4 protein-coding genes are annotated in these 2292 nt (G+C 72.2%); 1 reads left to right on the forward strand and 3 read right to left on the reverse strand.

Going from position 1 to position 2292, the window contains the following annotated elements; all coding sequences use genetic code 11:
- On the reverse strand, nucleotides 1-201 hold a 201-nt coding region (locus tag QH283_RS00120; protein ID WP_280500983.1), incomplete at its 3' end, for a hypothetical protein.
- A 178-nt stretch (nucleotides 202-379) separates the two neighbouring features.
- Here QH283_RS00120 and QH283_RS00125 point away from each other — a divergent pair.
- Nucleotides 380-739, forward strand: a complete 360-nt coding sequence (locus QH283_RS00125) for a hypothetical protein (RefSeq protein ID WP_280500984.1) — start codon at nucleotides 380-382, stop codon at nucleotides 737-739.
- A 39-nt stretch (nucleotides 740-778) separates the two neighbouring features.
- On the opposite strand, the gene QH283_RS00130 is transcribed toward QH283_RS00125, so the two are convergent.
- Both QH283_RS00130 and QH283_RS00135 read right to left on the reverse strand, forming a co-directional pair.
- Entirely contained in the window at nucleotides 779-1495 is a 717-nt protein-coding gene (locus tag QH283_RS00130) for a DUF1906 domain-containing protein (protein WP_280500985.1), read from the reverse strand.
- A 211-nt stretch (nucleotides 1496-1706) separates the two neighbouring features.
- A complete protein-coding gene (locus QH283_RS00135; protein WP_280500986.1) occupies nucleotides 1707-2168 on the reverse strand; it encodes a hypothetical protein in 462 nt (153 codons plus the stop codon).
- Nucleotides 2169-2292 lie beyond the last annotated feature (124 nt).

A 2292-nucleotide genomic window follows, 5' to 3' on the forward strand; every position in this document is an offset into this window, starting at 1 on the left:
CCCCCCCCCCCCCCCGCCCGGGCCCCGCCCCCCCCCCCCCTCCCCCTCCCCCCCCCCCCTGGGGTACCCCCCCCCCCCCCCCCCCCCCCCCCCCCCCCCCCCCCCCCCCCCCGGCGGCCGGGGCTTCGTCGTTTTCCAGGGGGCACTGCGCGTCCAGGGGGCACTGCGCGTTTCCGACAAGCGACCGAGCGCCGCGCGCATCGTCGTTTCCGGGCCCTTTCCGGGCCGACACGGACGCGGAAAATCTGCGACACGCCGAGAATCGGCCGAAAACGGCGACCGTGGCATGTCTGCGAATTCCCCGCGCGATTTCGTGCGCTTCGACAATAAACGCGCGCGCTGTCGTTCCCCCCGGCCGCACCCGTGGTAGACCGGGAACATGACAACGAGCGACATCACGGCACGGCCCGACCGCTCGATTCGCAGCCGGCGGTCCCGGCGGTCCATTCTGTCCATCCGGTCCGAGGGGTCGATCCTGTCGATCGGCTCGGCCTACTCCATCCTGTCCATCGGCAGCGTCGGCTCGATCCTGTCCATCGGCTCGGTGGGCTCGTTCGGCTCGCTCATCTCGACCGGTTCCCTCGGCAGCCTGGGGTCGGCCTTCTCCGGCCTGTCCCGCTGGTCGCTGTTCTCCTGGCGCGGCGACCACCAGACGCCCGACGACCGGCCCTGCCTGCGCGTGGTCCCCGATGACGAGCCGGACATGCACGCGGTGCCGACCGCGCACTCCCAGACCTGACCCGCCGGCCGCGGCACGCTCACCGCACGGTCGGGCCGCTCACCACTGCCCGTACTCCGGTTTCAGGATGGTGTTGAGGTCGACGCCGACCCCGTCGACGGTGCGCTTGTCGATCTCGAATTGATGCAGGTGCGCCGCCGGGTGCACGAATCCCTTGGGCGTGCCCCAGTTGTGCTGCCAGTACCAGGACCCCAGGCCGGCCAGTCTCGCCAGCTCGATGGTGGGCGAATTGGCGTAGACGCCCACGTTCTCCCGGCCGAGCACCGCGTGCCAGCCGAGCAGGTAGGGCGCGATCATGGTGGCGAACTCGACCGGGGTCGGGTTGTCGTCGATGGAGGCGTAGATGGGCTTGCCCTCGGGGCCGCCCGCGGCCAGATGCAGTTCGAGGCCGCGCTGGGCATGCCGCTTGCCCGCTTCGAGGCCGCCGCGCCAGTCGGCCGTCTCCGCCTTGCCGTACTGGTAGCAGGAGACGATGCTCAGCCCGTGCGCGCGCAGATCCGCCACCTCGGCGGCGCGCAGCGGCTTGCCCGCCATCCATTCCGCGCCGGGCCGCCGGTCGGAGACGTAGCGGATCACGCCGACGTGCCCGGCGGCCTTGATCTCGGCGGCCGAGGGGACGCCACCGGCGTAGTCGAGCAGGGTGCCGTATCCGCTGGGCCGCGCGCCCGCCGTCGCGGCGGAGGCGGTCAGGCCGACCGCGGCCGCGGCGGCGGTGCAGGCGAGCAGCTGGCGACGGGAAAGATTCGGAGAACGCATCGTCGACTCCTTCGACCGAACCCCCGACCGATGGGACACGCGCGGGCCCGGCGCGCCTTCCCCTGGATTCGTCCGCGCGCCGGGCGGCTCGAAACGCGGACCCATTTCACCACATTCACAACAGAACCGCTAGGCACATCGAGCAACATCAATCCCACGAATCACACCTGTGACCGTGGCGCACGACGGGCGAGCGAGCCCAGCCCACAGATCACATGACGCGATCGATGCGGGCACCGACGTCGATGATGCGGCCCTCGGCCCGGCCGATCTCCCGCTTCACCACCGAGAGCACCCTGGCCAGCACCTGCTTCCTGATGCCTGCCAGCGCGCCGAGCGTAGCCGCCCGCACGCCCTCGGCCTTGAAGTGCAGCCGCAGTTCCTCTGGCTTGGGCGGGAAGGGGTCGATCACCACCCGCAACGGTTCGGCGGCGCGAGCGGTCAGCAGCAGCGGGATCTCCACCTCGGCGCGGTAGCGATTGGCGCGCAGCACGTGCACGGTGATGTCGAGGGCCACGGGCACCAGCAGATCGAACCGGTGGTACTCGTCGTGCGGCCCCTCGGGTTCCCGTTCGGCCAGCAACGGTGCGCCGATCGCGCCGCGCACGGTGACCGTGGCGCGCTCGCCGGGACCGGTGCGCAGCGGCCCGATCTCGATGGGACGTCCGCCCATCCGGTCGAGCCCCACCCCCCGGCGGCGGGGGGTGGGGGCCCCCGCGCAAAAAATTCGGCCGCACACGCCGGAGGAGGAGGACAAGGACCGATCGGGGATGGGGCCCGGGGCGCGCCCGCCCGGC

It is taken from the genome of Nocardia farcinica (genome assembly GCF_029867845.1).
Lineage (GTDB): Bacteria > Actinomycetota > Actinomycetes > Mycobacteriales > Mycobacteriaceae > Nocardia > Nocardia farcinica_A.